2 protein-coding genes are annotated in these 988 nt (G+C 60.7%); both read right to left on the bottom strand.

Going from position 1 to position 988, the window contains the following annotated elements; genetic code table 11:
* Positions 1–531, bottom strand: a 531-nt coding sequence (locus NKJ77_RS32350; RefSeq protein ID WP_352536389.1) for an IS630 family transposase, incomplete at its 3' end; no start/stop codon positions are given.
* Complete coding sequence (locus NKJ77_RS32345; protein ID WP_352512672.1) at positions 515–907, bottom strand: IS630 transposase-related protein; 393 nt, start codon at positions 905–907, stop codon at positions 515–517. The genes NKJ77_RS32350 and NKJ77_RS32345, both read right to left, overlap by 17 nt.
* Positions 908–988 lie beyond the last annotated feature (81 nt).

Below are 988 nucleotides of genomic sequence, written 5' to 3'. Positions count from 1 at the left end.
GGCCGGCTCGAACAGGTGGCAGATATCGCCGAGCGCCTCGCAGAGGGAATCGAAGGTTCTGGCCGCCTTCTTTCGCAGCCGCGCCTTGAGTTTTGAGTAGGCCATTTCGATCGGATTGAGATCGGGTGAGTATGGCGGCAGGAACAAGAGCCATGCGCCCCTTTGGCGAACCAGTTGGGCGGCGCGCTCATTCTTGTGGAAGCCGACATTGTCGAGAATGACGACATCACCGGGCGACAGTTCGGGAGCGAGCTGCGTTTCGACGTAGCGTTCGAAGATGGCGCCATTCATCGGCGCGTTGACGATCCATGGCGCGACAAGACCGTGGCATCGCAGCCCGGCGATGAAGGTCTGCGTCTGCCATTTGCCGAATGGCGCATGTGTCCTCAAGCGCTCGCCCTTCGGCGCCCAGCCGGTGCGTTTGGTCAGCTTGGTGTTGGTCGACGTCTCATCGATGAAGATCAGCCGCGGCAAAGCCTTGTTGAAGAAGCGCTTTCGCCGCCCGGTCCACAGCTCACGCGCCTGGCGCACGTCGGCCCGCTGCTGCTCGCTGGCCAGTAGAGTTTTTTTTATGACTGAGCCCCAGGCGATGGAGCAGGCGTCCGACATTGGAGCGGTGCACGCTCACCCCACGCACCTCCAGTTCGACACAAAGCTCATCCAGCGTCAATTCGCCGGTCTCGGCCAACCGCAAGCGGACAAACTCGGCATGCGGCTCAAGCTTGCCGCCACCCACATGGCCCTGCCGGCGCGCTTCGAGCGAACCGGTCTGCCGGCGCAGGTTGATCAGATTGTTCACAAAGCGAGGCGAAACGCGGAAATGGCGCGCAGCCTCGCGGTGACCATGTCCCTCATCGACATACGCAACAACACGCCGACGCAACTCAAGCGGTAGCGGCTTGCCCATCGCGGTCTCCTTTCAACCGCAATGAATCACGAACTCAAATCAATGGGAATCCTGAATCCCTTAAATCGCGACACGCTTTAG

This window comes from Mesorhizobium sp. M0052 (assembly GCF_040323255.1).
GTDB lineage: Bacteria > Pseudomonadota > Alphaproteobacteria > Rhizobiales > Rhizobiaceae > Mesorhizobium.
Note: the sequence above shows the minus strand (reverse complement) of the source record. Positions and strands in the feature narration are given on the sequence as shown.

What these genes read in the sequence shown, in the direction of transcription:
- NKJ77_RS32345 (WP_352512672.1), bottom strand. Translation starts at nt 907, where the DNA reads ATGGGCAAGCCGCTACCGCTTGAGTTGCGTCGGCGTGTTGTTGCGTAT.